At 63.0% G+C, this 26,375-nt stretch carries 20 protein-coding genes and 1 tRNA gene; 5 read left to right on the top strand and 16 right to left on the bottom strand.

Annotated features, from left to right (window positions below; translation table 11 throughout):
- On the bottom strand, window positions 1–510 hold a 510-nt coding region (gene tmk, locus XF30_RS21220), incomplete at its 3' end, for a dTMP kinase (RefSeq protein WP_109143757.1).
- A 2-nt stretch (window positions 511–512) separates the two neighbouring features.
- Window positions 513–1,775, bottom strand: coding sequence for a D-alanyl-D-alanine carboxypeptidase family protein (locus tag XF30_RS21215; protein WP_109143756.1), 1,263 nt, complete (start codon window positions 1,773–1,775; stop codon window positions 513–515).
- 154 nt (window positions 1,776–1,929) lie between these two features.
- Between XF30_RS21215 and XF30_RS21210 the strand changes: the two genes are divergently transcribed.
- A complete protein-coding gene (locus XF30_RS21210; RefSeq protein ID WP_109143755.1) occupies window positions 1,930–2,886 on the top strand; it encodes an alpha/beta fold hydrolase in 957 nt (318 codons plus the stop codon).
- On the opposite strand, the gene XF30_RS21205 is transcribed toward XF30_RS21210, so the two are convergent.
- Window positions 2,880–3,806, bottom strand: coding sequence for a septal ring lytic transglycosylase RlpA family protein (locus XF30_RS21205; protein ID WP_109143754.1), 927 nt, complete (start codon window positions 3,804–3,806; stop codon window positions 2,880–2,882). The two genes, XF30_RS21210 and XF30_RS21205, sit on opposite strands and share 7 nt — an antisense overlap.
- Window positions 3,807–4,598: 792 nt before the next feature.
- Between XF30_RS21205 and XF30_RS39840 the strand changes: the two genes are divergently transcribed.
- The gene (locus XF30_RS39840; RefSeq protein WP_260347296.1) at window positions 4,599–4,727 is read left to right on the top strand and encodes a hypothetical protein; all 129 of its coding nucleotides are present in this window, start codon (window positions 4,599–4,601) and stop codon (window positions 4,725–4,727) included.
- A 33-nt stretch (window positions 4,728–4,760) separates the two neighbouring features.
- On the opposite strand, the gene XF30_RS21195 is transcribed toward XF30_RS39840, so the two are convergent.
- From XF30_RS21195 to XF30_RS21160, 8 genes are all read right to left on the bottom strand, one after another.
- A complete protein-coding gene (locus XF30_RS21195) occupies window positions 4,761–5,051 on the bottom strand; it encodes a hypothetical protein (protein WP_036031443.1) in 291 nt (96 codons plus the stop codon).
- A 106-nt stretch (window positions 5,052–5,157) separates the two neighbouring features.
- Window positions 5,158–5,478 (bottom strand): DUF1476 domain-containing protein, encoded by a 321-nt coding sequence (locus tag XF30_RS21190; RefSeq protein ID WP_192893207.1) that lies wholly within the window; start codon window positions 5,476–5,478, stop codon window positions 5,158–5,160.
- 224 nt (window positions 5,479–5,702) lie between these two features.
- Window positions 5,703–5,894 (bottom strand): hypothetical protein, encoded by a 192-nt coding sequence (locus tag XF30_RS21185; RefSeq protein WP_035999201.1) that lies wholly within the window; start codon window positions 5,892–5,894, stop codon window positions 5,703–5,705.
- 168 nt (window positions 5,895–6,062) lie between these two features.
- Window positions 6,063–6,737 carry an endonuclease/exonuclease/phosphatase family protein gene (locus tag XF30_RS21180; protein WP_035999197.1) on the bottom strand — a complete coding sequence of 225 codons (675 nt, stop codon included), beginning with the start codon at window positions 6,735–6,737 and terminating at the stop codon, window positions 6,063–6,065.
- Window positions 6,737–8,770, bottom strand: coding sequence for a VTT domain-containing protein (locus XF30_RS21175; RefSeq protein ID WP_109143752.1), 2,034 nt, complete (start codon window positions 8,768–8,770; stop codon window positions 6,737–6,739). Before XF30_RS21175 ends, XF30_RS21180 begins: the two co-directional genes overlap by 1 nt.
- 192 nt (window positions 8,771–8,962) lie before the next feature.
- Complete coding sequence (locus XF30_RS21170; protein WP_035999192.1) at window positions 8,963–9,259, bottom strand: hypothetical protein; 297 nt, start codon at window positions 9,257–9,259, stop codon at window positions 8,963–8,965.
- A 789-nt stretch (window positions 9,260–10,048) separates the two neighbouring features.
- Window positions 10,049–10,138 (bottom strand) — tRNA-Ser (locus tag XF30_RS21165).
- Between the two features lie 1,020 nt (window positions 10,139–11,158).
- The gene (locus tag XF30_RS21160; protein WP_158284398.1) at window positions 11,159–11,500 is read right to left on the bottom strand and encodes a DNA methyltransferase; all 342 of its coding nucleotides are present in this window, start codon (window positions 11,498–11,500) and stop codon (window positions 11,159–11,161) included.
- 803 nt (window positions 11,501–12,303) lie between these two features.
- Between XF30_RS21160 and XF30_RS21150 the strand changes: the two genes are divergently transcribed.
- The 3 genes from XF30_RS21150 to XF30_RS21140 all read left to right on the top strand — a co-directional run bounded on the left by XF30_RS21150 (window position 12,304) and on the right by XF30_RS21140 (window position 14,942).
- Window positions 12,304–13,485 carry a hypothetical protein gene (locus XF30_RS21150; RefSeq protein ID WP_146207734.1) on the top strand — a complete coding sequence of 394 codons (1,182 nt, stop codon included), beginning with the start codon at window positions 12,304–12,306 and terminating at the stop codon, window positions 13,483–13,485.
- Between the two features lie 782 nt (window positions 13,486–14,267).
- Window positions 14,268–14,516, top strand: coding sequence for a hypothetical protein (locus XF30_RS37830; RefSeq protein WP_146207733.1), 249 nt, complete (start codon window positions 14,268–14,270; stop codon window positions 14,514–14,516).
- Window positions 14,517–14,759: 243 nt separating this feature from the next.
- Window positions 14,760–14,942, top strand: coding sequence for a hypothetical protein (locus XF30_RS21140; RefSeq protein ID WP_109143748.1), 183 nt, complete (start codon window positions 14,760–14,762; stop codon window positions 14,940–14,942).
- A 411-nt stretch (window positions 14,943–15,353) separates the two neighbouring features.
- On the opposite strand, the gene XF30_RS21130 is transcribed toward XF30_RS21140, so the two are convergent.
- The 5 genes from XF30_RS21130 to XF30_RS38885 all read right to left on the bottom strand — a co-directional run.
- Window positions 15,354–15,752 (bottom strand): hypothetical protein, encoded by a 399-nt coding sequence (locus XF30_RS21130; RefSeq protein ID WP_146207732.1) that lies wholly within the window; start codon window positions 15,750–15,752, stop codon window positions 15,354–15,356.
- Window positions 15,753–15,833: 81 nt separating this feature from the next.
- On the bottom strand, window positions 15,834–17,711 hold the full coding sequence (drmB, locus tag XF30_RS21125) for an MrfA Zn-binding domain-containing protein (RefSeq protein WP_109143745.1): 1,878 nt from the start codon (window positions 17,709–17,711) through the stop codon (window positions 15,834–15,836).
- A 10-nt stretch (window positions 17,712–17,721) separates the two neighbouring features.
- Window positions 17,722–21,267 carry a DISARM system helicase DrmA gene (gene drmA, locus XF30_RS21120; protein WP_109143744.1) on the bottom strand — a complete coding sequence of 1,182 codons (3,546 nt, stop codon included), beginning with the start codon at window positions 21,265–21,267 and terminating at the stop codon, window positions 17,722–17,724.
- A gap of 92 nt (window positions 21,268–21,359) precedes the next feature.
- Entirely contained in the window at window positions 21,360–24,710 is a 3,351-nt protein-coding gene (locus XF30_RS21115) for a DNA methyltransferase (RefSeq protein ID WP_204524515.1), read from the bottom strand.
- Window positions 24,711–25,336: 626 nt separating this feature from the next.
- On the bottom strand, window positions 25,337–26,375 hold a 1,039-nt coding region (locus tag XF30_RS38885; protein ID WP_502696133.1), incomplete at its 5' end, for an intermediate filament family protein.

Genomic DNA, 26,375 nt, shown 5'->3' with positions numbered 1-26,375 from the left:
AGCCTCAAACCTGTCGGGCGTGCCGCTGCCGCGGCGCGCGGCGGCGCGTTGCAGGCCGATCTCGACCGGCAAATCGAGGATGATGGTGAGGTCCGGCTTGAGGTCGCCGATCGTCACCCTTTGCATCGCGTTGATCAGGCCATCGGGCACCTGGCCGAGGCTGCCCTGATACGCGCGCGTCGAGTCCGCGAAGCGGTCGCACAGCACCCAGACGCCCTGGCTCAGCGCCGGCTGGATCACGGTGCGGACATGGTCATCGCGCGCGGCGGCAAACAGCAGCGTCTCGGCCTCGGGGCCGAGCAGCTTGCCCATGCCCGACAGCACCAGATGACGCATGATTTCAGCGCCCGGCGAGCCGCCCGGCTCCCGCGTCACGCGGATGCGCAGCTTTGCCGCCTTGAGGCGGTCGGCGAGCTTCTTGATCTGGGTCGACTTGCCCGTGCCCTCGCCGCCTTCAAAGGTGATGAAGCGTCCCCGTCCGGACGGCCGCTGTGCAGCGCTCTCACTCATGATCAGAGCTTCTCGGCGCCTGCGCGGAACATGCCGATCACGAGCTCGCTGGCGCCGTCGATCGCGCGGCGCATGGTCGAGCCGGTGCCGATCGCCTCCGCGGCGTAGACCGGCGTCTCGACCGCGATGTTGCCGCTGCGCCAGACCCTGACCACGCCGACCCGCTGGCCGGCCTCGATCGGCGCGCGCACCGGGCCACTATAGACGATGCGCGCAATCAGCTTGTCGCTGCCGTTCTTGTGCACCATCACCTTCACAGGGGTCTTGGCGATGAGCTTGACCGACCGGCTCTCGCCGCCGAACACCTTGGCGTAGCCGACCGGCTGCTCGGCTGCGATCAGGGTGCGGGTCTCGAAATTGCGAAAACCCCATTCCAGCATCTTCTTGGCTTCCGTGGCGCGGTCCTCGGGATCGTCAAGTCCGTTGACGACGACGATCAGCCGCGTGCCGTTCTGCACGGCGGAGCCGACCATGCCGTAGCCGCCTTCCTTGGTGTAGCCGGTCTTCAGGCCGTCAGCGCCTTCCATCGAATTGAGCAGCGGATTGCGGTTTTGCTGGCGGATCTTGTTCCAGGTGAACTCCTTCTCGCCGAACAGTTTGTAGAATTCGGGGAAGTCCAGGATGATGTGCCGGGCAAGCATGCCGAGCTCGCGCACCGTCATCTTGTTGCCGGGATCGGGCAGACCGCTGGAATTGGCGAAGGTCGACCTGGTCATGCCAAGCTCGCGGGCGCGCTTGGTCATGAAGTCGGCGGCAAAGATCCGCTCATTGCCCGCCATGGCTTCGGCCAGCGCGATGCAGGCGTCGTTGCCGCTCTGGATGATCGCGCCGCGCAGGAGATCGTCGACCGAGACCTTGGTGTTGATGGCGGCGAACATGGTCGAGCCGCCCGAGGGGGCCCCGCCTCTGCGCCAGGCATTCTCGCTGATCCGATACTCGTCGTTCAGCTTGATGTCGCCCTTCTTGATGGCGTTGAAGACGACCTCGGCGGTCATCAGCTTCATCATGCTCGAGGGCGCGCGCAGCTCGTCGGCGTTCTTCTCGAACAGCACGCTGCCCGAGGAGGCTTCGATCAGGATCGCGGTCGGGGCATCGCCGTCGAAGCCGGCATCTTCCGCTTTCTTGCCGCCCTGGACGCTCTGGTTGGCCGCAAGGAGCGCCCCGCCCCAGCCGATGGCCGCTGCCAAAACCGTCGCGATCAGCCCGCGCGCCAGCGTTCCGGCGGTGAGCCGGTTGCGACGAAGCAAAGGAAGACGAAGTGCCATGGCGAAGCCCTGAGAGAGGCGTTCTAACAGGTGGAACAGATGCGAACAACACGCGGTTGGACGCTTGTCGCCGAGATTGCACGATTCTCGCTGCGCCCCTATCGTGACGCCTCATGTTTTTCGACCAAACCCCTGAAACAAGGCGGAAAAGCGAATGCCCTCAACCCGCATGATCAAGGCCAACGGGATCGAGCTTTTCGTCCGCGAAGCCGGCCAGGGACCGCTGGTCGTGCTGTGCCATGGCTGGCCGGAGCTGTCCTATTCCTGGCGCCGCCAGATCCTGCCGCTCGCCGAAGCCGGGTTTCACGTCGTCGCCCCCGACATGCGCGGCTATGGCCAGAGCGCGGCGCCGCTCGACGCGAACGCCTACTCGATCTTCGACACGGTCGGCGACGTGGTGGGCCTCGTCCAGGCCCTCGGCGAGACCAAGGCGATGGTGGTCGGCCATGATTGGGGTGCACCGGTCGCCTGGCACGCGGCGCTGTTCCGGCCGGACATCTTCACGGCGGTCGCGGGCCTGAGCGTGCCGCCGCCGTTCCGGGGCCGCGGCAAGCCGCTCGACCTGCTGCGCCAGGGCGGCGTCACCAACTTCTACTGGCAGTATTTCCAGACGCCCGGCGTCGCCGAGGCCGAGCTCGAGCGTGACGTCGCACGCACCATGCGCATCGTCCTCGGCGGGCGGGGCCTCGCCGATCCCACCGCCGCCATGTTCGTGCAGGAGGGCAAGGGCTTTCTCGGCCACGCGGGCGCCGACGAGCCGCTGCCTGGCTGGCTCAGCGAGGCAGACCTGGCCTATTTCACCGAGGCCTTCCGCAAGTCCGGCTTCCGCGGCGGGCTGAACTGGTATCGCAACATCGACCGCAATTGGGAGCTGACCGCGCCCTGGCAGGACGCGCAGATTCACCAGCCTTCCCTCTTCATCGCAGGCTCGAAGGACGCCGTCATCACCGGCCTGATCGGGGCCAAGCGCGTCAACGAGCTCGAGCGCGTGCTGCCCAATCTGAAGCGCAAGCTGATCATCGAGGGCGCCGGCCATTGGGTGCAGCAGGAGCGGCCCGAAGAGGTGAATGCGGCGCTCGTCACGTTCTTGACGGAGAGCGCAGCTCAGTAGAGGCCGCGGCCGCTCAGGATGCTGCGGGCCTCGGCGGCGCCATCGGTCGACGCGGCCGCGCTGTCGGCGGCGTAGCGGCCGTCCTCGTCATAGGACACCGCGCGGGCGTTCTGGAGCGCCCGGCCCCGGCTGCGGCCCGAGGCTGACATTTCCGAGGTGGCATTGAGCGAAGCCATATCGGCCGAGGTGCTGCCGAGATTGTACGGCCGCCCCTCCGGCATCGGGACCTCGCCGCGAATGGCACCGCGGGCCGAGGACGGCAGCTCCGGCACAAACGGCTTGGCCGAGGCGACCCGGACCATCGAGGGCGATGGCGCCGGGACGCCGGTCCGCAGGGTCGCCAGAAGCTGACGGTCGTCGGAGCCTTCGAGCGGCGCCCGGCCGACATATTCGACCCGGACCTTGGCAACGCCGTTCCCTTTGAATTCAAGGAGTTCGGCGGCCTTGTTCGAGACATCGATGAGGCGGTTGCCGTGGTAAGGCCCGCGGTCATTGACGCGGACGATCAGCGACTTGCCGTTCGAGACGTTGGTCACCCGCGCATAAGACGGCATCGGCAGGGTCGGATGCGCCGCGGTCAGCGAGGTCATGTCGAACACTTCGCCATTGGCGGTCAGGCGGCCGTGGAAACTGTCGCCGTACCAGGAGGCCATGCCCTCAGCTCGGTAGTTGACGTCCTCCTCCGGCACGTAAGTCCGGCCCGCCACGACATAGGGCTTGCCGACGCGGTAGGTGCCGCCACCCTTCGGGACCGGATCGCCGAAGGCCACCACCCGCGGGCTCGAGGACACGCCGTATTTCGGGTCGACGCGGCTGGCGAACTTGTTTGAGGAGGCGCAGTTGGCGAGCGCAAGGCAGGTCGCGACCGCCGCAACACCGCGCGCGGCTCGCAAAACCGAATCTGACCGATGGATCCCCATGCGCCCCAAATACCACTTCGCCGGAGGCGTACCCAACCCGCTTTGGCTACGGGGAGCGCTGTCCGGTCATCTCATCCGAGGCGGCCCACCACCGTCTCGGAAGCGGTAACGATAACGCAACCCGAACGCGGCGGAAATGGGGAGCCCATGGCGATCACGCCGGGATGGTAAACGAGACGTTCGCATTTTTCCGTTGTTCTACGGGGCGATGGCCCCCGCACTGTGCCAGTGCCGGACAGTCTGTTGCGCCAAATCCTCACTCCATCCCCATTGTCGCGCCGCTCACCGAAATTCTTTTGACTGTGCAAGGCCGCCCGCGTTCTCTCGGATGCGAGGGCGGGATTTGGAATTTAACGATGATCGAGACGGTTTCGGCACTGATGGGTCTGGTAAGCGCGGGGATCTTCCTGGCCCATGCGTTCGAGGGTTACCGCACGAGGGCCTGAAGGCACTCGCGCGGACGGCAAGCATCACCTCTTTCAAAGCGGCGCGTTCGGACGGTCTTGGTCGATCCACTCGCGCATCGAACACGAGAGCGGCAGGTGTCCCATGCGTAATCATGACCTCGTATCCGATGGCTTCCTGGCCTTGACCGCCGGCGGCTTGGTGCTGCTCTGCTCGAGTCTCGTCGCGCTGGCGTTTGCCTGAACCGCACGTCCTCCTGGCCAACACGGGTTCTCTCCATTGCGGCGCAGCAGGCGCGGCTGTCCCCGCTCCCATTCAGTTGATTGAATTATTGCGTTCGGCGCCTCGACCAATTGCAAGAGGCCATCACCAACGAGGGTGACGCAAATGCTTGCCGAGAAGTTCTTCCTGGTCTTGGAATCCCTGATCCGCGGCAACCGCACCTATCCGGATGGAAGCCCCCGGGTCATCAGCACCTCCCCGCATGTGCCGGTCAGGCTGCCATCAGCGAAATAGCCGGCGCGTCCGCCAGCCGCCGAAACCCGCCGCTCAGCGCAGGCCCAACAGCGAGCGGCGGTAGAAGCCGCCGCGGGCCTCGTTCTGGCAGACGAAGCTGCCGTCGAAGCCCTGGCCATAGCGCTTCTGACCCTTGCGGTAATAAACGCCCTTGCCGAAGTCGAGCCAAACCACCTTGTCGCGCGGGCAATGACGCTGGGCCTGCGCCTCGTAGCGAAACGGCGTCAGCGGTGTCGCCGAGACCTCGGCGCCACCTGCAGCGACCAGCATGGCGCCGGCGCATGCGATTGCGCCGGACCATTTGCCAAAGCTGCCCCGTGACATGCCCCCACCTCCCGCTCGCCGCCGTCTCCGGTGGCTGGCACGGTAGCACGAAACGGCACAGCCCGCGGAAGGCGGCAAGCGCGCCGAATGAACGCGGCAGCGGGTGTCATTGCCGGTCCGCTTCGAGCTGCGCCAGCGCCTGGTGCAGACATTCCTGAAGCCTCTGCGCGACCTGCTCGCGCGCGATCCCCGTGCCTGCGAGATCGCCCGCCACCTTGCCGACCACGTGGTCCATCGTCCGGCTCTCCAGATGGTCCGTCACCAGCGCAGCCGCGTAGCCTGCAGCGGCATCGCCACTGAGCCCGAGCTGGCCTGCGGCCCAAAGCCCGAGCAGCTTGTTGGACCGCGCCGTGGCCTTGAACATCAATTCCTCGTCGTGGGCGAATTTGGCTTCAAAGCCCCGCTCGCGCTTGTCGAACGTGGTCATGGTCAGCTCCATTCTGCGTCGCTGATGAGGATCGGACTTGCTGGGAGCGAACGTCTCCATGGTTCAGGTCAGTTTTGGATCATCAGAAGCTTCCTCCCGGAAGCGAAGCGCCGTCAAGCCTGCCGATGGGAAGCAGACACCCAAGCGGCATTGGCGGCCGACAATCCAATGCAGGCCGCCAGCAGATGCGATTTTTTGGTAATTGCGCGGCTAAGCGCGTTCGCTCAGCCCTTCGCCGCCGCCGCTTCGCGCGCCAGCCGCTCGGCCTTCAGCCGTTCCTTGTTGGCATAGAACGCCTTCTGCGCCGCTTCGTGATCGCGCATGGCCTTCTCGGCCTCGATCCGCCGAGCCGCATCGCGAGCGTGGCGCTGTTCGGGAGTCAGGGGTTTGCGTCGGAAGGAAAGGTCTTCAGTCATGCCGAATGAACGTGGCCGTGAGGAAAAAGTTCCGCATGGTCCCGTTCGAGACCGTCGGCCGGGGGCATAAGTTGTCCGAAAACAACCCCATGCACAGTAGCTAAGTTCCTCTACCACAACGCTTTTCTCAATGAGGGCCAGAGATCCGCGCTCCGATCGCCGGAACCGTCAGATCGCGATGTCCGCGATCACGGGCAAATGGTCGGAATAGGCGCGCGCCGCATGATCGGTCCAGACTTTCTCGATTCGGCTGTCACGCGTTGCGTAGATCCGGTCGAGCCGCATGAGGGGCAAGCGCGATGGGAAAGTTCGCAACCGCGTCCGGTTCGGGCAGGCCTGCGCGAGCACGCGCCGCACCGATTTCACCCAAAACCAGTCGTTGAAATCGCCGAGGACGACGGTCCTTTCCGGCCTCACCAGGCTCACCACGGCCTGAGCCTGCGCATAACGCTCGTGGATGCTGAGGCCGAGATGAGTGGCGACCACGCGGACGTCGCCGAAAGGCGTCAGCAACCCCGTCGCGATCGCCCTGCGCGGCTCCCGCTCTCGATACGACACGTCGACGATCTCGGGCACGCTGGAGAACGGAAAGCGGCTCATGAGCATCTGGCCGTAGTCACCGTCCTCCGTGACGATCGACTTGGCATGAACGCGATGATCGCCGACGACGCGCGCCAGCTTCGCGAACGGATCGTCCGACCGCGATCGGGAATCCACCTCCTGAAGCGCGACGACATCCGGCGACCATTTGCGGATGATGGAGCAAACTCCCTCCAGATCGAACGTCGGATTAAGATTGAACGTGCCGTGCACATTCCACGTCATGAAGCGCATCGGCGCCATCAGCGCCTCCCGGCGAGCCACGTCGCGAGGAATTGAGCGCCCGCACAGACGCCGAGCCAGCCCAGAAATGCCAGCGTGAGCAGCAATACGCTGCTCCAGGACGCATTCCTGGCCAGATCGGCGATCTGCGCTCCCAGAACGGCCATGGCGAGAATGCCGGGCATCATGCCCAGCAGCGTTCCAACCACGAAATCACGGAGCGGCAGCGTGCTCGCGCCAGCCGCGACGTTCACCAGCGAGAATGGTGCGATCGGAATCATCCGGATGACGACGACGGCCAGGATTCCCTTGCCGACAACGCGCTCCTGGATGCGCGCGGCACGGCGTCCCAGCAAGCGCTGAAGGCGCTCTCGGCCCAGGAACCGTCCGATCGCAAAAAGGAGGAGCGCGCTGAGCAAGACGCCCGCCATTGCGGTGACGAAACCCAGCCACGGCCCAAGTGCGGCGGCAGTCGCAGCAATGAGCACGAGAACTGGAAAGATGACCAGCCCGCCGACGACGAAGGCCGCAATTGCGAATGGCGGTCCCCAAACGGACTGCGAATAGGCAGACAGGAACGACGAGATCCGGCCCGTATCGGCGTAATCGCTGAGGGACGTGTACGACCAGGCCAGCGTCAGTCCAAGAAGCGCCAGCGCGATCGAGGCGATCCCGATGATCGTCTTCGTGCTCCACATGCGCGATGCCGCCCGCTCGAGATGAAGAGGCAGCTCAGGGTCCGCCACCGGCTGAACCAGGGTGGCCAGCGAGCTGGTCAGAACCGAGGACTCCACTTTTCGCAGCGTCTTCGCCCCACCCTTTTTCGACACCTGGTCCAGCAGGGCGAACAGCCGATGCTCGTTTTGCGTGACGGCCTGCTCGTCGAGACCGCAGAAATGAGCGATGAGCCGACGGCGGACCGAGGCGATGAAATCCCGATGCTGCTCGGATTCAGCTTCAAAGATGAGGTCGCATTCGCTGTCGGCGCCCATGGAACGATTGTTCAGATTGGCCGAGCCGATCCGCAAGATCCTGTCATCGACGATCATGAGCTTGCTGTGCACCATCACCGCGGCTTCCTTATTGCCGCTGCGGGAGATCGGATAAACGAAGCGGATGCGATCGGCCACGCCAGCTGCGCTGAAGCAGTCGATGAAGGCTCCACGGCCGTTCTGCATGGCCTGGGACTCAAGCCACGAGGAATGCAGTTTCGGAGCGACGATCAGAACCCGAAGCGATGGCACGCGACACATCTGCTCCGCCAATTCGTGCGCCATCCTGGTCGCGCTGGTGAATTGATTTTCGATGTACACGAAGCTCGTTGCCGACCGGATCGCCGCAATGAAGGAGCGTTCGACCTCCTTGATGGTCGAGCCTGCAGGACAGACCACCTCGGTCCTGGCGATCCCGACCGGCAAGTGCTCGGCCTCGACAGGCACGCTTGCCGGCCAGCGACCGTTCCTCGGCGCGCGCCGTTCATCGGACTGTTGGCCTGCCGCACGCCAGCGTTGCTCCGCGAGGGCGAACAGCTGCTCCGCAGCATCCCCGTCGACCAGGCACTGAACGTCGTGGAACGGTGGATATGGCTTGCGCTGAGGGTCGCAGCGCATGGCATTGTCGGCGCGGTGGTCACTCGTGTCCCAACGCCGGATCGTCAGATCGAGGCCGCCGACGAACGCCAGTGATCCGTCGACACAGACGATCTTCTGGTGTTGCGCCGAACCAAACGGAAGCGTGGCGTCAAGATGAAACCGGACGCGGCCATCGGTGTCCGCAGTGAATTTCGCCGCGGAACTCCACTCTCTCTCGGAAGCGTAGAATGAGACGAAGTCCCAGACGAGAATGTTGATGCGCAAGGCGGGCCGGCGCTGCACCAGGGCGCGTAGGAAGGGACCAAGCTCGTCAGGCAGGCCATCATCGGCACGTCCGGAAGCTCCGACCAGACGTGTCCTGCTATGGATGTCCCATCCGACGATGTAGACGACATCCTGCGCCTCCAGCAGTGCCTCCCGCAGGGCGGCGAAATAGGCGGCGGCATCATTCAGTACCGCCACGCGCCGCGCCTTGCACCGCCGCCAGACGGTGTCGCCGGGAGTGAGTGTCGATGCGCTCTGAAGCAGGTGGACCTCGCAATTCGCGTTTGCGTCTAAACGCGCTGGAGGCTCAAGGGGTTCCAGGCGGTCAACGGCTGCGGTTCGATGCGAATGCCGAATGTCCCGCGTCCTCTGGGCCCGTCGCACAAGTCGTCATTTGGTGCGGACAAACTTCGCGCCGGCGCTCCTCAACACATCGACAATTTTCTCAGGGGCATCGCCGTGAAAATCGACGGAAACCTCGATCAGGCCTTCCAGCTTCTGCCGCCCCTCCGGTGTGGGCGCTGTCTTGACGTCGGGACCTGCCGCGCGTGTTCCCACCGTGTTCGCGGCGCCGGCGGGCTGGACGAAGACGTCGCCTCGCGGCACGCCGCATTCCTGCACGACATGCTCAACCGCAAGCTCGGCTCCGCGGCGCGTGTCGAATTCTCCAATGATGGTGCTTTCCAAGGCTGCTCTCCGTGTGCTCGAGACTGCGAACAACAGGCGAGCCGAGGCCAAGTTCCTGAGGGAGCACGCAAGAGGATGACGGTCGGATCCCAGGCGCTGATGATCAGAACCGAATGAGTCCAAACAGGAAGAGCAGCGCCACCGTGACCAGGCCGGAGATCAGCAGCGAGCCGAGACATCCCAGCCGGTTCGAGAAAAAGAAGAACATGCGTTGCCCGCTGTGAAGCTTGCTGTCGGGCTAATCTCTCTAAGTCAGTAGCGTTCCTGCGCAGTTTCGCGTGTCCGTGGCTCTAGCACGCAACGCTTTCTTCCACTGCATTTCAACCAGTCCCGATCCTCCTCTTGAAGACTGGAGATCCAAACGCAACATGGGTCTACGGCACCGCCGCAATCCGTCTCTCCAACATCGCGGGCCGGACTTGAGCGAGGAAGATTGAACAGATCCGTCGGGCTGCGGTGTTAGGAATGGGTCTCGGCCAAATGACCCGAGCGGCACCGGGGCGCCGCCAATCCAGACCTTGGGAGTGACGCGCCGAGGCGCCCCAGTCTTTCCAGCGCAGGCTAGTGCAACACGCGAGCGGCTTCGGCGAGCCGGACCCTTTCTCTCAGCTCCTCGAGCTCCTCGATCGCGTCCAGCAATCTCACCAGCTCGCGGGCAATATGTGTCAAACCGGACTTGGATTGCTTTAAGATACGAACTCGCTGTGCCATCGGTGCACGCCTCCATGGTCGGGCACGTCCAATTGGCAAGGAGCGTGCTAGCCCACGAGGGGAACTTATGGCGATTTCTGGCGGAAGGGGTGGGATTCGAACCCACGGTACCCTTGCGGGCACGCCGGTTTTCAAGACCGGTGCCTTAAACCACTCGGCCACCCTTCCGGCTCTTATGCATCAGGCACTTAGACGAGGTCGCCTCCGAACGCAACGCGAACTTGGACCCATTTTGGACCCGACTGCCAGTTTCCCCAGCTCTTCGCGGAGACCGGCCTCCTGCTTCTCGCTTAAAAAAGCTCTTGTGTTCGATTAATCTTCGGCGGAGCCGCCCCACCCTGCATTTGGCCATATGCGGCCTCAGCGAGGCCACTTAGGCAAGCTAAGCAGCGCAGCTTTGAAGGACCGCCCTCCCGGCAATCAACGCCCATGTGGCTTTCTAGGAGCGATCGAGCAAACGGAAGGCAATCGGTCGCAAAGCTGCGTCCATACCTTCCAGCGAACGACGCCATGACTTTTAACCACGGGGTCTTGGGTTCGAGCCCCAGCGCGCTCACCAAAAGAACTCTCTAAAACAGACGTTTACGACTGCACAGAGTGTCTTGCAGAGACGGCGCAACTACAAATAACCACTAGTCAACAACGAATCAGCTACTTTCGGTCCACCCGCAATGCCTTGCCGACTACTCAGCGGCAGCGCGCCCTGCGGCGTGGTGAGGCAAACCCAGAACCGGTAGATTGCAAGAGACGGGTTTAAGGAGGCTCGTACAGCCGCCTGCTCCCGCTGCCGATGGTCCCGACCGACTCCAAATCAGCCAAAGGGTTCTGGGAAGGCCGGGCGGCCCAGCTCCTGCACGGCGCAATCTACGATGTGTGCCTGCACGGCATTCAAGGGCGCCGTGATATGTCGGCCGTGGCGGACTGGTTCTCTCCCTCGGCCAAGCAGCTTGAGATGCAGATTTCCTTTGCAGGAGTCCGGCGTCCGCAGCCTCGTGCGCATCGGCAACCAGTTGCAGAGCGCGGACGAAGAGACACGATCGAACCCTGTTCGACACCGTGCTGCGGCACATCGACGTCTGGGGTGCGCCCCAGCTCGAACCTATCATTGCGGAAACGACCATCGATTTCGCCAACCTGCGGCGCGATTTGGGGACACTCAATCTGCGTGACCCCGGAAGAACTGCTGACCTACCGGCCGCTTATCGGCTGCAACGGACGGGCAGGATCACCCTTGGCGAGCAAGTAAGCCATTTCGTGCTTGCTCTGCACGAAGCGCGAAGAAGACGCATAGCGCTTGGTGAAGACAACGTGACCTACCATGCGGAAGCCTGCTTCGCGCCAGGCGCCGATGAACTTGTCGGCGGCATTCCAGCCGTAGAAACTCAGGCACAGCGAGCCGGGCTTCAGCACGCGGTCCATCTCGGCGAAGGCGGGTTGAAGCCAGCCATCGCGGTCATCGTTGGCGATGGTCTGACCCGTGCGCGACTTGTAGCGGCAAAGGTAGTGCGGATCGGTGAGGATGAAATCCACGGATGCGGATTCCATCCGGCGCATCACCTCAACACAGTCGCCATGGGCGACTGTGTTGAGCCGCGTAGCGGCGGGGCTCATCGCCCCGCCCCCGCGTCGGCCTTCGGCTCGCGAACGACCAGGCGGCCATTCAGGGGCAGGCAACGGAGCTGGATGTTGAAGCCCTTGCCGTCCTCGTGAGGCCAGGCTGCGCCGATCTTGGTCCAGAAGGCCTTGTCGCCTCACCTTCGACTACCATAACCGAGTAAGGTTTCTGGCTCTTTTGGTTCGTCTTCATCGGACTATCTCCCGTTTGTTACTCCAGCTGCGCCAATCACGGCCGGACTGGAGTTCAAAAGGACCAGAGGTCATAAGCAGCGGCGCAAGGAGGCTCCGACCGAGGGACCCTCCGGGATACGGTTGGATGCCTTGCCCCCGGGCGCCTCGGTCCTAACTTCCCGTCGTTACTGGCCGTGCATTGGGGATAGCGGCACAACGGGAATGGGCGCTGAGACGCAACAGAAGCACCTGGAGTATTTTTGGGATGAAGTTGAAGAAGATATACCTGCTCAGGTCCATCCGTTAAAGGCAGCCACGATGCTCCGCAAGGCTCAGACAACATGAGCTGGCTACTTCCCAAGCTGGCTCATGCTGGCACGATGAGACTGAGACGCAACAGAACCGCGCCTGCGTGCGTTTTGGGGCACTAGGTAAGTCCTTTTACATCCCCGGATACCGGAAAAGCAGGCAAGTCGGACACGGGACTCGAATCTCAACGGGAACTCTGCTACGACTTAAGGTAGCACTTCCCGGCAGGAGATGAGATGGCTGCGCCTTCAGAAGGCCCTGACGCACCGCCTGCGCCACAAGAGACAAGCGCTGCTGCTCCCCGACGAGAGCATGTCGTCATCCTGGTGCATGGAATTCGGGACTTTGCCCTTTACCAGAGTGTGGTCAGGAACACGCTTGAGAGCGTAGGGCTGAAGGTCGAACTGACGAACTACATGAGACTCGATCTCATTCGCTTTCTGCTTCCGGTCGAGTACTTCCGCGGCAAGGTTATCGACGAAATCTGGACGCAGATTGAGTTCGCGCGACAACGTCATCCAAAAGCGGTTTTCTCAATAATCGCCCATAGCTTCGGCACGTATGTAGTCGCAGAGATTCTGCGCCAAAAGTTCACGATGCAGGCTGAGCGAGTGATCTTTTGTGGCAGCGTGGTTAGATACGACTTTCCGTTCCAGCAAATATCATCGCGGTTCAAAGGGGAGATTATCAACGAGATAGGAACGGCTGATCCATGGCCTGCTATCGCAGAGAGCTTGACCACAGGATTTGGATCGGCAGGCACCTACGGATTCCGAAGACCGGGGGTTCGTGACCGCTGGCACAACGGCTTCAGGCACAGTGATTTCCTGAAGCCTGACTTTTGTCGAAAGTTCTGGATACCCTATCTGCTGATACCGGGTGACCAAAGCATCGTTGAAGGAGATACAGAGCCTGAACCACCACCTTGGTGGGTAAGCCTCATATGGATCCTTAAGATCAAATACCTTCTCTCGGTGGTTGCAACTTTTCTCATTGTCATCTGGGTCCTTCGAGCCATCTACGGGTCCACAGTAGGCTATTACCTCGGAGCGGATGAGGCGAAGACTTTTCCCTGGAATGACCAAATAATCCAAATTGTGAGGGACGCAGGGGTAGTGTGCCCATTTCCCCGCTGGGTTTGCAGCCGTCCGAAGTTGACTTGGCTTCTGGCCCAAAGGCGCTTCGCAACTATCGAGTATTTCGACGAAAAGCTAAAGCCTGTCGTCAGTTGCAGTAATTTTCGCTGGGGAGGAACAGATCCGACTGCAGCTTTAGAAGCGTTCGCCGCGAAGTTTCCGCAATGCGTTCAGCTCGATTTTCGTGAAGATGGCAGGTTGTATTCTGTGAGAGTCCGCCCTGAAGGCCTAGTGCTCAACGCAGCCACTGGTGCACCTAGTTGCGGTTGTCCCAAACCCTGAAGGAGAATCGGATAATGAGTGGGTCATTCCGGGTTCGCTTATTCTCAATGTTGGCGACGTGTCTTCTTGCGACTGGATTTCCGTATAGCGCGAGAGGATCCACGTACAACTGCACTGCCGTCGACGACAAGGCTTCTGTCGGAGTGAAGGATTCGGAAACGGTATCAATTAAAACAGGCAAAAAGACCTGCTCTTTTAGCGTAAGTGGAGCGACCGTCGATCAGAGGGCGCCAGAGGAATTTATAAGTGCTCTGAACTTGTTGCTGGCTGGTGGTCTTGATGGTCCTGAAAATCCTGGCGCCATAGCAACGCTGCTGACGTGGCCGGCAGGATCTAATTCGGACAAGGACCGGATCGATAGTGTCGTGAGGTCCAATATGAATCAGTTGAGAAACTGTATTGCTAGTACTCGAGAATACTCGGACAGGGCAACATGGTCTGGCGGACCAACCGCGATCGAGACAAGTTGGTTGTCGTGCAAGGTCATTCCGCAGGCAGATCGGTTGGTCAAATCGTTCGGCCCGGTCGAAGTCCTGGCCACCGCCCCTGTATTTCAACTCGGCGTCGAGGCGGGAGATCACAAGTATCTAATTTTTATACCCTTGCGGGTTCTGGCGCTCGGCAAGGGTGGATTCAGGTTTAGCGTTCCGCGGCGCGGGTAACCCCGACGTCGGTGGTGAACCGATTGATTCCATCAACAAAATGGGGGTGTACGCAGCTTCAATCAGACGTTTCTGTTTTCGTATATCATTGGCTACAGCACAATCTTTGAAGAGCTGTCTGTGACGAGCAGGACCTTTGTAAAATGGGCAGCAGCGTGCGGTGATGCAATCGATCTTGATGCCATCCCGCAATCAGAAACTTTCAAGAAAGCCATAGCTTACATTGAGCTTGATATTCCTGTCCGGAAGCGCGACTTGCTTCGGCAGTGGCTCAATATCCCAACTATTGGAGAACCGCTCGCAGCGAACGAGTCAGGCGCTCTGTTCTCTGGTTTGGACCTGCTCTTCATCCGCCGCAAAACGAAATGAACCTGCTACAAATTAGCTTGGTGACCGAAGGGGTGACGACACGACGGGCGGAGGCTTTGTGGGACCGCAAATTTGATTTTTTGACGAAACGAAGAAAGCAGACATTTAGCCTAAAACGTCCTGCGGGCCGGTCGCGTTTCTCGATTTCGCAACGGCCCCCCTCCCATGAGATGCTATAGTTCACCCGGTGCCGCACGCTCCCTGAACGATCCTGTTCAAGTCATACCGCAGAAGGCGCAATCGATGACCCCCACTGAAAAGCTCATCGCAGAATTTAAGCAGAACGCGAACGAAGACGAAAAGCTTGCACTGGAAATTGCTCTAGCTAATGGGCCGTACGTCGGTTCTGGTGGAATGCTTATTCCAAACGTTGCGCGGGCCATCGCTAAAGGCATCGCGGCGGGCCGCAAACTGGAGCGGCCATAACAAGGTTAAGCCGGGGCATCAAGGAGATAACCAATTTCCCCATTTCCATCACCTTTGGCGCCGGTCTGTTCGTTCTCTGATCGTTGGCCTTATCTCGTCAGCGGTATGGAAGACCGAAGGTCCAGACGCAGCCTCCATTCGCAGGTTGTGCGAAGCGGAAAACGTAACGGATGTCCAAATTCACGAATGTACGCAACTTTAAGATATCGCGATCTGGGTCCGAAATTGGGTCCAAATTGGTGAGCGGCGCGGGTTTCGCCAGCCTTCTCATCGTTTTGCCGATCAAAAGGGCCGGTTTGCATATCCGACGTCCGGATTCTCAATTGCATTTCACAATGTTCCAGCCGCCGGGCCTCAGCCCTGGACTCGCGGCCATGCTGGGGCTCATCCACGGGAGCTAATGCCAAAACCTCAGTCGGTCTTCGGTCGTCTCTTCGAAAAGAATTGAACGGCCACCTTTCGCGGTGAACCACGTCTTTGAGCCTGATGGATCGCGGTCACCTTCTGCGGAGGCTGGGAGTGCGGTTCGTTGACGGATGCGGCTTCGGCAGACTCCGTTAGCTTCGGTTTGGCGAACTTGCGCTTGCGAATTCGCTTCTTGGGTGGCGCGATCTCGCCCTTTCTAATCAGCCTGCTGCCCGACTCCCGCTCCTCTTTGAAAGCCTGCAAGGCAGCTTTTTCCGCCGGCGAGCGGGGTAGCTTAGGGGCGCTGATGTTGGGCGGCGTCCGCATCGATCCCTTCTTGAACCACTTCGGATCCCTTGGACCAAGAAGCGTCCCGCCCCCCAGGAAGTGTCCCTTTCGACTCATTCGCACCTCCTTTTACGCTAACACCGCTCTTCCCACAGGCTGTGGGGAGCGCCCCTTTCGGCTTGCGAACACCTGTCGGGATCACGGCCTCTTTGGCTGCAACAAAGGAAATCCATCGCCCAGAACCGTTCGGGTCAGAAGTCCTCGGTCGAGCCGGGTATTCCGCGCCTCGCAGGAGGTCTCGGGGACTAGCAAGCAAGCATGACAGGCCGCGCCTTGAAGCGGATATTCCTCGCTTCCCTCGCTATGCTCGGCGCAGATGGGGTCGTTGGAACACAGCGCAAGACGCCTAGTGGCGCGGGTGAGCATTTCGCCGGCGCGCTCGGCCATGTGGCTGAGGCCGCCGAGCGTGCCCTGCCCTCCGGCAGTGGACGTGTAGATCAGGATACCGAACCGATCAGCCTGGGCGGGGCCACTGGCGTAAATTCGTTCCTTCAGCGACGATAGCGGATAGCCGCATTCGAGGGCGAGCTCGGCCATGAAGGCGTGCGACAGCGAATGCAGCGCCCAATAGGCGATACCGCGATGCATGGGCTCGCGGTTGAAGCGGGCGGCGTCGCGGCGTTCGCGCTCTCGCAGGTTCGCCGCTTTGGCGACAGTCTCCTTGGCCTCCAGCCATCCCTTGAGGAAGTCCGGCGCGACGTGCAGGAAGATGCCCTCGCCGAGCTGTTCAATCGCCGGTAGCCATTCGACGTGGCGGGCGAGGTCGGCGCCGCCCACGGCGAGCTGGATTTCGTCCAGCTCGCTTTCGGCCGTGGTGGGCGGCGCTTCCAGGCGAGTGAAGCCGTACAGACACGTCACTTCGCGCAGGCGGTGAACACGCACCACGCCCTGCAAGAACCTATCCCAGGGGGCCTGCAGATTGAGCGCGTCGCGCGGCAGCGTCTCGCCATAGAAGAAAGATCCGGCCCTGTCGCTGCCGATCACCGGCGCCTCGCTCGCAATCATGTCGAACTCGGCGATGTGCGGATGCGCGCTCGGATTTGCGCCGGAGCCATTGTCGCTGCCTAGGGCCTGCAGAATCTCTTCGTTCGAGAAGTCTTTGAAAGCGTCTTTTGTTCGCAAGCCAGACTTCAGAAACTCGATGAAGCTAGGCAGATGTCGAATACTATCGATATCTGAGCGGTACTCCGCGATCGTCTGCCGCAACCTGTCATTCGACTTCGTCAGCGAGATCACCGTCACCGTCTGCGCAAAGTAGGTGTTGGTCGCTGAGCGCGGCAGCAGTCGCAAATCCTCGTTGCAGGTCTCGTTCGCATCGCGCCGCGGCGTCAGCCATGGGCTGTGACAATCGCACTTGCCGAGAAACTGCGGCTTGTAGAGATCGGCCATGCTGATCGAGGCGCCGCAGGTGCACTGCACCGAGATGTCGGAAGGATCGGAGCTGACGCCGCGCTCGACCCAGTACAGGGGCTTGCGGCAGGACTGGTCCTTGCCGCGGTGGGTGAGATAGCGCCAGGCGATGTCCTGCAGATGGCCCTTGGTGCAGGCGCCGACGAAACGGATGGGATTCACCCCGATCTTGCTGCCGGTGCCCGTGTAAGAGAGCTTACCGCCGCTGGTCACATCCAACTCAGAGAATTCGACCATGCGCCGGCGCTTCTCGTTGCCCGCCGCAGCAGCAGCCGGCACCACCGCCGTGCTGTTCGACGGCGCCTCATTGACCAGGAACCAGCCGGGAAACAGGCGCACGCCGACGCCGGGCGCGTTACTATCGCGGCGCTCCTCGTCAAACATCGGCGGATGCCGCAGCCCTGAAAACGTCGGGCTCAGCTTGGTGCCGAGCTGCTGCTTCAACAGCGCCACCAAGCGCTCCTCCTCGACCGGTTTCCAGTTGGAGCCCTTGTAGTCCCAGTCCTGGAGACCTGACACGACCACGGCATTGTCCGGCAGGTCCATCATGGCGCCGGGACCATAGGTCAGTAGCAGCTGGCTGAAGTTCTGAGTGATGTCGGCCATGAAGAATCCGTTATCCGAGAGGGCTGCCGTCCGGCTTCCTGAGCTTCAGTAGCGAGACGGGTTCGGTATCGCGCATGGAGCGGCCGGCGACGAACCATTCCCGCTCCGGATCCATGTTCGGCTGCTGATCGAACGGATCCTGCAGCAGCCGCCGCACCGCCTGCTGGCCGGCATAGGCGAACTCATCGCCGTTCCGAGTCTGCTTTTCCGCGATTTTGATCCAGGCGTCCTCCAGCTCATCGAGCCGCGCGAGGCAGCGTGCGATCGATGCGCCGTCCTCGCCCGCCACCTGCATCTTGGCCTCGATCACCGATCTGACACGCTGATAGGCGGTGGGCTCGTCCGCCACTTTGTCCACGGCCTTGTTCGGCGTCAGGCTCGGCGTCACGTGCCGCTGGGCCGCCACCAGAGTTGCGGCCAGCGCGCGATCGAGCGCGCGCGGCGCAAACGGGGTGACGCTGGTCGCCTCGACCGCGCGATAGAAGCTCTGATGGAAGGCGCGGAACTGCTCGTAATGCGTCCGGTCGCGCGGCTTGTGGATGTTGAGCAACGTGACCACAAGGCCCGGCTTGTCGCTCTCGCGGCCGACACGCGAGGTCGCCTGGATGTACTCGGCCGCCGTCTTCGGCTGGCCCTGCACCACCATTAGCCCGAGCCGACCGATGTCGAGACCGACCGAGATCATGTTGGTAGCCATCGCGACATCGACGGCGTTCTTGTCGGCGACCGAAAGTCCGAGCCGCGCCCGCGCCTCGGAAACCTGATCGGTCGAATAGCGCGAGGTCAGCTCCTGGATCTCGCGCAGCACCCGATCGGCAAACGGAGCGCCTGACGGTTCGCGGCGGACGCGCAGCCGGCCGTAGTTCGTCAGATGGGCGCGAACCTCATCATCGACGATGCGGCGGGCGCCGCCGAGCTCGCGCAGCGCGTTGAAGTAGCACAGCGCGGTGAGATACGGATCGGCCGGATCATCCTTCCCGCCACTCGACAGCGCCGCTGCCCCCGACAACAGCGTTTGCAGCGCGCGCAAGAACACCAGCTTCGGGCCGCGGCCCGGCGAGGCGATGCCCAGATAGAGGCGAGATGGCGTGTCGCGATCGGCCTTGGCGAAGAACGAGTCGTCGCGGCTGATGCCCGGCGGCGGAAAGATTGCAGTGCGGTCGCGACCGAACAAATTGCGGATCTGGGTCCCGGCGCGCCGCACGGTCGCAGTCGAGGCGACGATCTTCGGTCCGCGCCATTCGCCATTAATCTTGCGCGAGGCCAGCAGATCGAACGCGGTCTCGTACAGCCCCGCGACGGTGCCGAGCGGCCCGGAGATGAGATGCAGCTCGTCCTGGATAATGAGGTCGATCGGCAGCAGCTCGGCCGGCAGGCGCGAACCGCCCGGCACCGCGGCGCCATAGAAGCCGCTCGCATCGCTGCGTTCAACGTGGCCGAAGAACGCCCCTGCCCGGCCCTCCCAGGGCACGTTGGCGAATTTGTCGACGGTGGCGATCATGAAGGCCGGCAGACGTCGGTAGATCTCTTCGTCGACAACCACGATCGGCAGCCTGTCGTCGCTGGAAAACGCACAGTCGACCTCGTAGCAGCGCAGGTCGAGCCGCTGCGGGCTCGCCGCCGTCGGATGCAGCGAGAACGCCTGCTCCTTCAGCTCGCCGCCGCACCATGGACAGTTCTTCAGCGGCGCCGGCGCTGGTCCCTTCTTCTTCTTGTACTGCTCCAGCCAGTAGACGGCGGTGCCTTCCTTCCTGTTCTTGGCATCGCCGAGATTGTTGGGCGTGGCCGCGCCGCCGACCCAGAGGCCGATTTCGATCGGCCAGTCGCCGAGGCGCTTCTTCTCCTTACGCTCCAACTCGAGCGCACAGACGAGCCCCGCCGCGCGCTGCAGCTGATCGAGCGTGAGGAGGCGCAAGGTGTAGCGCATCACCACCGAGAGCCCTGCCCCGGCAAGGCCCGGATTGTTGAGCCTGCGGCGCCCGATCGCGAACGCGGCGAGGCCGAGATAGGCCTCGGTCTTGCCGCCGCCGGTCGGGAAGAACAGCAAGTCCACGATCGGCCGGTCGGAATGGACAGGATCGACTATGCCGTCGAGGTTGAGCAGGATGAAGGCGAGCTGGAACAGGCGCCATGTCGGCGGCTTCTGCTGCTCAGGCGGCTTCTTGTTGTTGGCGGCGCTACGCTGCCGGTTGGCGCGCTCCATCACCCGGTTCATGATGCCGAAGGCCTCGCGGCTGTACGGATCAGTGATCAGCCGCGCAAGCCCGGATTCGATGCGCTTGCGCGCGGTCGCGATATCCTCGAGACATTTTTCCGCGATCTCGCGGCGGCGTTTGCCATCGATGCCGGGAACGAGCGCAGCCTGCTCTTTCGCCCATGCCTCGTAGGCCGTCGGAAGGCCGGACAGCGCGGACTGCAGCGCGCCGGCATCCTGTGCGGCCTCGGCGAGTGCGACCATGCGGCGCTCGACACCGCCGATGTCGATATCGGCGCCGAGCTTCTCGACCTCCTGCATCGGCAGCGGATTGGTGAAGACGGTCGTCACGCGCTGCTGGCCGTCCGGCGCGACCCAGTCGCCGGAGGTGTTGTGGCCGACCGCATAGGAGCAGACGTCGTGATAATGCAGGTCGGCCAGCCGCTCGTCGGCCTCGTCCGAATCGTAGGAGGCGCGATCGTCGCGGCGCTCGAACCCGGCGGCGAAATCGAGCTGCAGCCGGGCTTGGAAGCAGAATGCGACGTCGCGGAACCGGATGGTCGTCGGCCGGACATTGACCAGAAACACCGAGACCGCGAGCAGCTCGCGCTTGACCCCGTCGATATCGGCCGTGTCGATCGGGCGCGCGGAGACCACGAGTTCGAGCCCGCCGCCAATCGCCATCGGCGCAGCGCTGTTGGGAATGACGATCCGCTGCGGCACGTCTTCGGAACGGATCGCAATCGCGAGCGTCTCCTCGCGGGGAATGCGCCGCCAGTCCAGGGTATCCCTCCTTGGGGTTTTCGGAACATCGCCGCTCGCCTCGGCAGCCTCGCGCGCCGCCTTCAGGAACACCGCGTCATCCAGCCGGGGCTCGGTGACGTAGTCGCCCCAGCTCACCCGCGCCAGCAACCCCTTGGCGGCGCGCGGCAGCAGCACGGTCAGCCCGATCGAGGATGGCTGGAACGACCGCATCGGGGGCGATTCCGGATTGCCCTCGTCCGGGGCATCGCCCTTGCCTTGCGTGACATCAGACAGCCCCTCGCTGCCGCGCTGCGCTTCCAAGAGATCCTCAGCCTCCTGCTCCGCCGCGATGTCGTCACCGGCCACCGCCCCGGTGCGCGCCGCGCCGGTCTCGCGCTTCGGCCCGAGAAAGCCGGTAAGATACCAGGTCGAGGGCGCGACACCGGCGATCACCTCGCGCGCGAGGTCGGGATCGAGATCGGGATGCGGCCCGACCAGATCCCGACGCAGGAGATCAAGCAGCCGCTCGCGCACCCCCACCGGCGTCGCCGGCTTCGGCAGGCCCGAGAGCCGGTCGGTGGGCCCCTCCTGTGGCGGCGTCGGCTCCGCTGTTGTCATGCGTCCCCCAAAGTCTCAAGTAACGGCTTGGACCTGCAAGCCTTATCATCCCGGCCGCCGATGGCAATCAGCGGTTTAGCCAGCTCGCAGGCTCAATCGCGCTCGAACAGCGGCCCAGCGCCCTCGTCCTCCGTGCCGCCGGCGTCGTCCTCCTGCTCCTGGACGGCTGGCGTTCGGCCTGCCGCCACCTCCTCCGCATGCCGTTCGGCATTCAGCGCCAGCAGCCGTGCCAGCACGCGGTCACGCTGATCCGCGGGCCAGAAGTAGCGGCCTTGATAGGTGTGGTCGCTTTCTGTCTCTTTGGTAAGGAACTCAGGACGCAATTCTCTGGCGAGATCGTCCCAGCCATAGGCGCGGAGCACGGCGCGATCCATCTCGTCGTGTAGTTGGCGCAAGCGCCAGATCTGATCGTCCGTCCGCTCAGAGTTGTGGAAGTGATTGTAGGTCTTGGTCATTCCCTCGTTCGCCGCGACCATCAGCATGGCGCGGTGATCGTGATAGGTTTGACCGGCGGATTCGAGACCAGCGTCGGCCTCGTAGTTGGGCGGAAGCGGGAAGGTCTCGAAGCAGTCTGACGGGGCGTAACGTAGCCGATCTTCAAGGGTGGACGAGAAGAACCGCGCCCAGATTTCGTGGACGCGGGATTGTAGGACGGCGAATGGAGCGCCTCCAGAGATCGCCAGCACTTTCAACGTATGCGCGAAGATCGCATTCCCGTTGAAGGGCGCCATAGCTAAATGGGGAGAGACTTCTGAAATCAGAATCGCACCGCCACTACGCCGGACAGCGTTGTACAACTCAGTTTTGGGGCGGAAGAAACGCCACCACTCCTTTTTAAGTACGCGCCCGTCAGAATTGTCCTTCGTCTTTAGACGCTCCGGAAGGACCTTCTCACGAACTATGTTTAAGAGATGCGGCGCTGCCTGTTCAGCTTCGGAGAGCGTGAAATCCGTAATGTTGATTGCGAATCTTTGCGGCTTTATCTCGGGTGAAGTATTTACATCTTCGCCACCGATATAGGGTCTAATGAACCGTTCGTAGTTTGAGTATTGGCTCAGCAGTCGAGCCATCTCAGCCAGCGGTGTCGTACTCTGGTCGTTATCAGAAAATAGGAATCCTTGGCCATAGATCTTGGTGCCGTTAAACGCGACACCGAGGTTTGACGTAAGCCGGCTGGGTGCTCCGTCCAGCGTTCCGACTGCGAGATAGGCGGAGATTCGAGTTGCAGGCCGATCGTCGAGCACTGGCGAAATTGGAACTCCCGATCTCTGAACATGAACAATCGAAACCACAACTGCGGCTCCTTCGTTCGGCCACTGAAATCGCTTCGTCGCGCGATAAATGTGGCCTCCTTGCAGCAGGATCGTCATGAGCCCCGTTGCGCGCGTATCTCCTTGCCCAATGGTATTTGTCGCGATCAGTCCAAATGCACCGCCACTCCGGAGAAGCGCGAACGCCGTGCGAAAAAAATGTGCGACTAGATCGGCATTGCCGTGGGCGCCCTCGTGCAAGGTCTGCAACCACGGAACATAATGAGGACCGGATGCCTGCGAAATTGTGACCTTTCCCGCAAAGGGTGGATTGCCGACGATCGCGTCGAATCCCGGATTGTCGCGGACGAAGACCTCAGGAAACTCAATCTCCCAGTGAAGGGGACGCCAACCTGCCTTCGTCCGAAATGCCTTTCCCTTCGCGCTTAACAGGTCCCATTTCGGCTGTGAGCTCGCAATCCAGTCTTCCACCTTGAGTCGGTCACTCTCCTGGTCGCGGGGCTTGTCCGCGGAGAAGTGCGCTGCGATGACCGCATCACCAACAATCCTCGCCGGTTCGCTGGCGTCTACGACCCGCTCGTAGCGCGCCGCCTGCGCTTCGAGCCGCGCGTCGTCGCCTGCATTTCGGATCGCCTCGCGGCCTTCGAGCGCGCGGTTCACCGCCTTCTCGATCGTCTCGCGGAACAGCGGCAAGCCCGGCTTGGAGGGGTCCCAATGCACGGCCTGGATCTGCGCGCGCGTCAGCCCGACCAGGCTGTCGCCGGCCTTCAGCGCGTGGTCGAGGAAGGTGAACTCGTGATCGCGCGCCAAGGTGGCCAGCCACAGCGACAGCCGGGCGAGATCGACCGCCATCGGATTGCGGTCGACGCCGTACAAGCATTTCTGCGCCACCAGCCGGCGCGCATGCAGCGCCTCATCCTCATCCGGCGGGATCTTCGGCTTCTCCGCGCCGTACGTGTTCCAGGCCTGCTCCAGCCGCGCGCCGATCTGGCGGCAGGCCTCGACCAGGAACGCGCCGGAGCCGCAGGCGGGATCGAGCACCTTCAGCGACAGCACCGCCTCCGGCGACGCGTTGGCGCCGAGCCGAGCAAAGGCCGGCTCCAGCGCGTGGCGCACGATCGGCTCGGTGAGCGAGCGCGGCGTGTAGTGCGATCCGGAACGGCGGCGCTCCTCGGTCGGCTGCAGATAGGGCGCGCCGGGCCCGATCGGCACCGCCTTGGGCGAGGCGCGCTCGTCGACCAGCGATCCGAACGCCTCGATCAGCGCGGCGACATCACGCGCATCCTTGACGCCCTTGGCCAGCTTCGCCGAGAGCTTGATGCTGCGCTCCTTCAGCCATTTCCGCCGGTCGTTCGGCTTCTCGGCCAGCAATGTGTCCAGCCCGATGAAGTTCGGCAGCTTCTTCTCGTCACGCAGCGCGATCATGCGCTCAGTCGCGCGCCAGGCGGTGAAGCCCATCACGGTCTCGTAGACTGAGCCGATCGATTCCACATCAAGCGAGCGATAGGACAGCCGCTCGCGGATCCTCTCGCCCGACAGGCCCCTGCCCTCGATGGTCATCAGGCCATGCAGGATGCGCAGGATGGTGCCGTCGGAGACCGGCAGGATGGTCGCCGCGGTGCGGGCGCTGCCGCGCTCACGGCCTTCGAGAAACGGAAAGGCGTCGGGATCGAACAGCTTGCCGCCGCGCCCGGTCACCCAATCCGGGTGGCCGCCATGGATCAGCCGGAACACCGCGAGCAGCTGGCCCCAGCCGCCGCGGCGTTCATCCATCGTGTCGGGGTTGAGCGCTTCGTCTACTAGCAGCCGCGCATAAAGCGTCTTGATCGAATAGCCAATGTCCCAGAGCAGCTTCAGATGTGGATCGGTTGACGACGGCAGCAGATCGCGGTCCTCGGCATAGAGCAGGAAGACCAGCCGCATCAGCAAAGTGAGCAGGCCTTCATAAAGATGGTGGGGATCGCGCGCCGCGATCGCCTCGATATCGTGGGGTGCCGCGCGGTGCAGGCCGCGCAGCAGCTCATAAAGCGCGCCGAGCACCTGGCCGGAGAGCTTTTCGGAGACGGCATTCTGCGCCTCGCGCGAGGCCTCCAGCAGCTTGCGCAGCCGCATCTCCGGCGCGCCGGTGAAGAAGGCGTTGCGGCCGAGGCAGAGTTTCAGGCCCGCCAGCATCGGCCGGCCCTCGACGCGGCCGAGCGCGGCCAGCGGCCAGGTGAGCCAGCCCGCGGTTTCGCCGCGCGGCGCATAGATCAGCCGCAGCGCATTGCGCGTGACCAGGATGCCGACGCCGACATTGGTCTCGCGCAGCAGTCGCTCCAAGCGCTGGTGCGGCGTCGCCTCCCATTCGCCGGAGGCGAACTGATTGCGGCCGTCGGCGTCGAGGTTCGGATGCAGCATGACCAGCGCCTGCGCCGGGATGCCCTCAGGCGCCGCGCCGTTCCACAGCAGCGCGTAGTCCGGCGACAGCAAGGTCTCGTGCTCCGGGACCGTCGCGGTCAGCGCAGGATCAACAGCGGGTCCGCCCGGGTTGCCGGCTACCAGCTTCGCCGGCCAGCCGAGCACCTGCTCGAAGAAGCTCCAGGGATCGTGCAGCTCGAACAGCCGGTCCTGCTCGCGCGGCGCCTCAGGATCGAGTCGGAGCGCGCTGGCGGCTGTCTCGGTGTCGAGCGGGGTCTGGCGGATCGGGGTGCCGCCAGTCTCGCGCAGCACGTTGGCGCCGACCACCAACCCTTCGGGCTGCAGATAGTTCAGCCACTCCGAGGTGTCGTCCTGTTGGTAATGAAAGGTCATTGTCGTACTCAGTTCGTCGCCGGCCAGAGATAGACGAGGCCGACCGGCTCCAGTCGGCGCGCCTGCACCTCATAGTCCTGGCGGACTTTCTCAGGTTCGCTGTCCAACTCCTGCTGCAGCCGCAGCAGCTTGCCGTCCCAGGAGCGGCGGTCGGCCTCGAACTGGCGCAGCTCGCGCTCATGCTGTTTGCGGATGTCGTCGTCGCTCGGGCCGAACAAATCCATCTGCTGGGGCGCTTCCGGCGCTTGCTTGGTGCGCATTGCGTCGCGGACCCTGTCGATCTGCCGTTGCAGCAGGGTTGCGAGGGCCTCGGCCTCCCGCCGCCCGTTCTCGGCGAGATCGGCGACGGCCTCCTGCTCGGACTCCTTGGCACGCTTTTCGATATGGGGGCGGAGGTCGGCGATATCGCGCTCCACCATCGGAGCCAGACGATCGAGAACGCCGGACGCAGGCGACACGCCGCGACGCAAGGCGTCGTCGAGTTGCTGGATCGTCGTTGCCTCCCCGGCCTCGGCAAAGGGCGTCAACGGGCTGTCATCCCGGCGCGTGTCGCGCCAAGCCGCGGTCACCGGGATGATCTCCTCGTGGAGGCGTCGGGCTCCCGGGCCGAACAGGCAGAGCCGGCCCAGCAGTACCACGCGCGGCTGCGCGCCGGAGCTGACGATTGCCGTGATCCGTCCAATACTGCTCCGGAAACCCTGGCTTGCGAAGCGCGACAGCAGTCGCTTGACGAGACGGTGCTCGAGGTGAAGCTGAACCACGTCTTGCGGCTCCGGCTCGCCCTCGCGTACGGTCGGCGGTTCGAAAACGAGACCGCGCACCGGTGTTTCTCGCCGCCAACGCGCGCTGTCTTTCGGCGTGGCCGGACGGCCCGGCCGCAGCTCGTCGAACAGCGAGGCCCAGCTCGGGTCCTTGGCAAAACTCGGCGTGTCCGGATCGAGCAACACGGCCTCGGGCACGCTGAAGCTGCCCGGCTGTAGCGCGGCGCCGTCGTCCTTGAGGGCGATCTCGACGACATGGCGGATGTCTGCGCCGTCCACGCCGACG

This window comes from Bradyrhizobium sp. SUTN9-2 (assembly GCF_003122645.1).
In the GTDB taxonomy this organism is placed as follows: Bacteria; Pseudomonadota; Alphaproteobacteria; order Rhizobiales; family Xanthobacteraceae; genus Bradyrhizobium; species Bradyrhizobium yuanmingense.
Note: the sequence above shows the minus strand (reverse complement) of the source record. Positions and strands in the feature narration are given on the sequence as shown.

Bases quoted from the DNA above. Each gene is read 5' to 3' on its own strand.
- XF30_RS21180 (WP_035999197.1), bottom strand. From the start codon at position 6,737: ATGGCGCCGATGCGCTTCATGACGTGGAATGTGCACGGCACGTTCAAT.
- XF30_RS21190 (WP_192893207.1), bottom strand. From the start codon at position 5,478: ATGACCACGTTCGACAAGCGCGAGCGGGGCTTTGAAGCCAAATTCGCC.
- drmB (WP_109143745.1), bottom strand. From the start codon at position 17,711: ATGGCCGACATCACTCAGAACTTCAGCCAGCTGCTACTGACCTATGGT.
- drmA (WP_109143744.1), bottom strand. From the start codon at position 21,267: ATGACAACAGCGGAGCCGACGCCGCCACAGGAGGGGCCCACCGACCGG.
- XF30_RS21130 (WP_146207732.1), bottom strand. From the start codon at position 15,752: ATGAGTCGAAAGGGACACTTCCTGGGGGGCGGGACGCTTCTTGGTCCA.
- XF30_RS21195 (WP_036031443.1), bottom strand. From the start codon at position 5,051: ATGTCACGGGGCAGCTTTGGCAAATGGTCCGGCGCAATCGCATGCGCC.
- XF30_RS39840 (WP_260347296.1), top strand. From the start codon at position 4,599: ATGCTTGCCGAGAAGTTCTTCCTGGTCTTGGAATCCCTGATCCGCGGC.
- XF30_RS21140 (WP_109143748.1), top strand. From the start codon at position 14,760: ATGACCCCCACTGAAAAGCTCATCGCAGAATTTAAGCAGAACGCGAAC.
- XF30_RS21150 (WP_146207734.1), top strand. From the start codon at position 12,304: ATGGCTGCGCCTTCAGAAGGCCCTGACGCACCGCCTGCGCCACAAGAG.
- XF30_RS21115 (WP_204524515.1), bottom strand. From the start codon at position 24,710: ATGCTGGCGGGCCTGAAACTCTGCCTCGGCCGCAACGCCTTCTTCACC.
- XF30_RS21215 (WP_109143756.1), bottom strand. From the start codon at position 1,775: ATGGCACTTCGTCTTCCTTTGCTTCGTCGCAACCGGCTCACCGCCGGA.
- XF30_RS21205 (WP_109143754.1), bottom strand. From the start codon at position 3,806: ATGGGGATCCATCGGTCAGATTCGGTTTTGCGAGCCGCGCGCGGTGTT.
- XF30_RS21210 (WP_109143755.1), top strand. From the start codon at position 1,930: ATGCCCTCAACCCGCATGATCAAGGCCAACGGGATCGAGCTTTTCGTC.
- XF30_RS21185 (WP_035999201.1), bottom strand. From the start codon at position 5,894: ATGACTGAAGACCTTTCCTTCCGACGCAAACCCCTGACTCCCGAACAG.